This window comes from Luedemannella flava (assembly GCF_039528515.1).
GTDB classification, from domain to species: Bacteria; Actinomycetota; Actinomycetes; order Mycobacteriales; family Micromonosporaceae; genus Luedemannella; species Luedemannella flava.
Genome location: NZ_BAAALT010000245.1, coordinates 1 through 4,785, shown reverse-complemented (window position 1 = coordinate 4,785; position 4,785 = coordinate 1). Strand labels below are relative to the sequence as shown.

At 73.7% G+C, this 4,785-nt stretch carries 4 protein-coding genes and 2 pseudogenes; 4 read left to right on the top strand and 2 right to left on the bottom strand.

The genetic code is table 11. The features are described from left to right. The 4 genes and pseudogenes from ABD211_RS28125 to ABD211_RS28110 form a co-directional block, all read left to right on the top strand. Positions 1-1,382 (top strand): annotated as a pseudogene (locus tag ABD211_RS28125) (hypothetical protein); the annotation flags it as partial. After that, a complete protein-coding gene (locus ABD211_RS28120) occupies positions 1,379-1,783 on the top strand; it encodes a roadblock/LC7 domain-containing protein (protein WP_344075550.1) in 405 nt (134 codons plus the stop codon). The pseudogene ABD211_RS28125 and the gene ABD211_RS28120, both read left to right, overlap by 4 nt. Positions 1,784-1,882: 99 nt before the next feature. Continuing rightward, a complete protein-coding gene (locus ABD211_RS28115) occupies positions 1,883-2,260 on the top strand; it encodes a DUF742 domain-containing protein (protein ID WP_344138366.1) in 378 nt (125 codons plus the stop codon). A gap of 1 nt (position 2,261) precedes the next feature. Further along, positions 2,262-2,846 carry a GTP-binding protein gene (locus tag ABD211_RS28110; RefSeq protein ID WP_344138364.1) on the top strand — a complete coding sequence of 195 codons (585 nt, stop codon included), beginning with the start codon at positions 2,262-2,264 and terminating at the stop codon, positions 2,844-2,846. Positions 2,847-2,926: 80 nt separating this feature from the next. Here the strand turns inward: ABD211_RS28110 and ABD211_RS28105 are convergent, their stop codons facing one another. Next, positions 2,927-3,322: a roadblock/LC7 domain-containing protein gene (locus ABD211_RS28105; RefSeq protein ID WP_344138362.1), complete on the bottom strand. Its 396-nt coding sequence runs from the start codon at positions 3,320-3,322 to the stop codon at positions 2,927-2,929. Then, positions 3,319-4,785 (bottom strand): annotated as a pseudogene (locus ABD211_RS28100) (hypothetical protein); the annotation flags it as partial. The gene ABD211_RS28105 and the pseudogene ABD211_RS28100, both read right to left, overlap by 4 nt.

Below are 4,785 nucleotides of genomic sequence, written 5' to 3'. Positions count from 1 at the left end.
CGCCCGCCGGCGACATCGGCTACGGCGCGCCCGACCTGTTCGACCCGGCGCGCGACCCGTACCCGCCGGCCACCAACTTCCCCATGGGCCAGCCCGGTGGCTACCCGGGCGCCGACCCGCGCTTCCCGGGCGCGCCCAACGGCGGCGCCCCGGTGCCGGGCGTCCCCGCCCCGCCGCTGCCGCCGGTGAGCCCGCGCGCGCTGTCGCCGGACACGCTCATGCCGCCCATGAACCTGCCCCCGGGTGCTCCCGGCAGCTTCGGCGCCGAGCCCATGCCGGGCGGGTTCGGGGTCGAGCCCGGTCGCGGCACCAGTGGCCGTTCCGCGCCCGCCTGGCACGACCTGACCGGCGCGGCCGCCGCCCCGCCCGCCGCCCCGGTGCCCCCGCTGACCGACCCGGGCCGGTTCGGCCATGACCCGCTGCCGCAGCGGCGGCCGGGCGACGCCGGCGAGGACACCCCGCTCATCCCGCGCCAGATGCCCACGTCCCCGGAGGCCTACCCCGGCTCGCCGTACGGCCCGGGCGCCGGTCCCGTGCCGGCCACGCCCTACGGGCTGCAGCCGCCGCCGTACGGCCGGCCCGAGGACGTCGACGGCGTGCCCAACGCGGCGCGCCCGCCGGTCTGGCCGCCGGCATCCGCCCCGCCGGCTCCGCCGGCCGAGCGCGAGGCCGCGGTGGCCGCCGACTACACGACCGAGCTGCCGCACGTCGCGCCGCCGGCGGAGGAACGTCGGTTCGGCCCCGCGGACTACTCGCAGCTCATCGACGCGGTGCCGACGCCGCCGTCGCGGTACGCCGACGACCTCACCATGGAACTGCCGATCTTCCGCGAGCTGGAGTCGGCCTGGTTCAAGGTGAGCAGCACGGCGTTCGAGGACTTCGGTTTGTCCGACGGTGACTCGACGGCGCCCGCCGGCGAGGCCCCGGCCGCCGGGCCGCTGGGCCCGGACGCGCCGTCCACCATCGACGTCGGCGGCGCCGAGCGGTACGTCGTTTCGGGTGGTCTGCCCGGCTCGTCAGGTTCGGCGGCCAGCCGGCCATCGGGTCCTGGCGAAACCACCGGTGCGGGTTCGCCCGTCGGCGAGGTATCGTGGCGCACCATCGCCGACGACGGTTGGGCGGCGGCGGCAGAGGCCTCCAAGCCGAAGGATGGTGGCACGACAGACATGGGGCTGCCCAGGCGTGTTCCCATGGCTCAGCTTGTTCCGGGCGGCGTGGACACCTCTTCGGCCGGGGCGCAGCGGCGCACGCCGGAGTCCGTTCGCGGTCTCCTCTCGGCGTACCACCGGGGTGTCCAGCGCGGCCGCTCCGCTCAGGGCACCGGCGACACTGGCGCCGGGGCTTCTACCGCACCAAACCGTGGCAAGGAGCAGGAGGCATGACAACTACCCAGGATCTCGGCTGGCTTTTGGCCAACTTCGCCGACCGCGTGCCGGGAGTTGCGCACGCCATCGCGGTTTCCGCTGATGGACTGTTGCTCGCAGCCTCCCGCGACCTACCTCGCGACCGTGCCGACCAGCTCGCCGCCATCGCGTCGGGCCTGGTCAGCCTCACCCAGGGCGCCTCGCGCTGTTTTGAGGGAGGGGCGGTGCTGCAGACGGTGGTCGAGATGGACAATGGTTTCCTGTTCCTGATGTCCATCTCGGACGGTTCATCGTTCTCCGTCCTCGCGGCGCGCACGTGCGACGTGGGTCAGGTGGGCTACGAGATGGCGCTGCTCGTCGACCGCGTCGGTGAGGCGCTCACGCCGCAGCCGCGGTCAGCCGCCTCGGTGATGGGCTGACACCATCGGTCGGCGGGGAGCAGACTTCGGCCGGCGCAAGCCGGCACCGGGTTCGGGCCGGCGCACGCCGGCCCGGCGAGTAGGAGGAGGTGACGGCATATGGTGATTCCGGGCGACGAACCAACGGGCAGTCTTGTCCGGCCGTACGCCGTCACTGGTGGCCGGACCCGCCCCCGGATCGAGATCGCGATCGAGGCGCTGGTGGAGACCACCGCCCGCGGTCGCGGTGGCTCGGGCGAGAGTATTGGCGGCGGCCGCGAGCAGCAGTACATTGTGACGCTCTGCGACGGCCGGCTGCAGTCGCTCGCGGAGATCTCGGCTCGCATGCAACTGCCGCTCGGTGTGGCGCGGGTGCTTGTGGCCGACATGGCGGCCGACGGACTTGTCGCGATCTATGAGCCCGCCTCGCTCGAAGGAAACGACGCCGTGGGCACAGAACTGCTGGAAAGGGTGCTGAGTGGACTTCGCAGGCTCTGACATGCACCGGCCCTCGGCCGGCCGGGTGACGTCAGCGAAGATTGTCATTGCCGGTGGTTTCGGCGTCGGTAAGACGACGCTGGTCGGCTCGGTCTCCGAGATCACGCCGCTGACCACCGAGGCAATCATGACGTCGGCTGGCGTTGACGTGGACGACACCCGCAATGTGCCGGGTAAGACGACCACGACTGTCGCGATGGACTTCGGCCGTATCTCGATCGACCACGACCTGATCCTGTACCTGTTCGGCACGCCCGGACAGACGCGGTTCTGGTTCATGTGGGACGAGCTCGTCCGCGGCGCCATCGGCGCGGTCGTGCTGGTCGACACCCGTCGACTCGCGGACTGCTTCGCCGCGATCGACTTCTTCGAGCACCGTCGTCTGCCGTACCTGGTGGCGATCAACTGCTTCGACGGCATGCAGTTCCACGACGTCAACGACGTGCGTGAGGCACTGGCGATCTCGAACGATGTGCCCGTGTTCAGCTGCGACGCCCGGAGCCGGGAGTCGACGAAGAACACCCTCATCGCGCTTGTGGAGCACGTCCTGACCATGCGGCGCCACCGCGCGGTCGCGCCCGCCTGAGCGGGTCATCGATTCAACAGGAAGCCGGCCCCTCTTGGGAGAGAGGGGCCGGCTTCCTCGTGTCCGGGAGCGGCGACGCGTCAGCGGATGTGCGCGACCATCGGCACGATGTGCGCGGCGAACTGGGCCAGCTCGAAGCCCAGCCGCTCGCGCTCGGCCTCGGTGGTGGCGAGCAGCGTGAGGCACACGCGCGGCCCTACGGGGGCGGCGAGCAGCAGTCCCCGGTACATCTCGACCACGACGTGCTTGGGCGCCCCGGTGCTCATCATGGTGCCCGCGCCGTCGGCGATGCTGAGCAGCCCGGCGCCGATGGTGGCGAGCTGTTCGGCCCGGTCCTCGGGCAGGCCGGCCGACACGGCCACCTGCACGCCGTCGACCGTCGACAGGACGGCGTGCACGGCGCCCGGGGTGCGCGCCAGCATTCCGGCGAGCAGCGAGTTGAGGCTGCTGTTGTACGAGGCGAGTTTGGTCGTCACGGGCGCCGGGTCCGCTGGTCGGCGTGGTCGCGGCCCTCGCGGGAGCGCTGCTCCCGGTTGAAGTCCCACGCGCCGCGGTCGCGCTGGCCGACCGCGAAGCCGCCGATCTCCTGCCCGCGGCGCCAGCCCCGGAAGTAGCCGGTGGTGTGCTCCGCGATGCTCGCGGCGTCCCGGACGATCCGCAGCGGCCGCGACTGGGTGGCGGGCGAGCCAGGCACCAGGTTGGCCTGCGGGACGCGGCGGGGGAGACCGGCCATCGTCTCGTCGCCGACGGCGGGGCGGGAGGCCTGTTCGGCGGCCCGCCAGCCCTCGTCGGCGACGCTCGTCCAGGCCAGCTGCTCGGCTTCGCGCGGCTCGTCCTCGTCGAGGTGGGTGAACCACGCCGACCGGGTCTGGGAGAAGATCAACAGGTCGCCGTCCGCCTCGGCGCCGGCGGGTGCGCTGTTGATCGGCGCCATGCGCTCCTGGCTGGTGCGTCGCGACCGGCCACCGCCGGCCGTGCGGCTGCCGTTGTTGTCGATGACGCGCAGCTGGGGCGGACCGAAGCGCATCTCGCCGGTGGAGTCGGTCTGCAGCGGGTCCGTGAGCGGGTCCGGGGTGGGCGTCTCGCCGTAGTCCGGCGAGTCCACGAGGCGTAGCACGGGCGGATCGGACTGCAGGTCGTCGGCGAGCCACGGCGGCGGGACCCGGTCGTCGTAGGTCGGGCGCGCCGGGGCGGCGCGATCCAGGGGGTCCACGTCGAACGTCAGCGAGAACTGGCCGCTGTCCTCAGCCTCCAGCGACGGGTACGCGTTCGGGTACGCGGCGGGCTGGCGTACGGCCATGTCGTCGTCATCGCGGGGCACCAGGGGCCAGTTCGAACGCGACCCGGGCGCCGGCACGCCGGGCTGCGGACCCGGCCCGGAAACGGGCGGCGCCGGAGCCGGCGCGGGCACCTCGGCGAAGCTCGTGTCCCGCCACGGGGCGGGCTCGACCGGCGGCGTGAACATGTGCCGCTGCAGCGGGACCTCGGTCTCGGCCGGGGCGCGGTAGCCACCGCCGGCGAGGGCGTCGTAGCGCCCGCCCTGTTCGTCGTAGCGGGGCGCGGCGGGCGCAGCGTAGGCCGCGGGTGCCTCCGGGCGGACGAAGCCGCCGTTGGGCGCCTGGACGGGCTCGGCGTAGGGCGCACCGACGTGTCCGGGGACGGCGTTGTGCGCGCCCTGCCGCGGATCCGGGTAGCCCTGCGCGGCCGGGTACCCGGCGGGCGGGGGGTAGCCGACGCCGGCGGCGAAGCCACCGTTGGTCGGGTTGACGGGGTACGCGGCCGCCGGGTCGACCGGGAAGCCCGCGACACCGGGCGCGGCCGGGAACGACGCGGGCGGGAACGACGCGGGCGGGAACGACGCGGCGGCGGGGGCGGCCGGGTACGAAGCGGCGGGGGCGGCCGGGTACGAAGCGGGCGCCGGCGGGGCCGGGAATGGCAC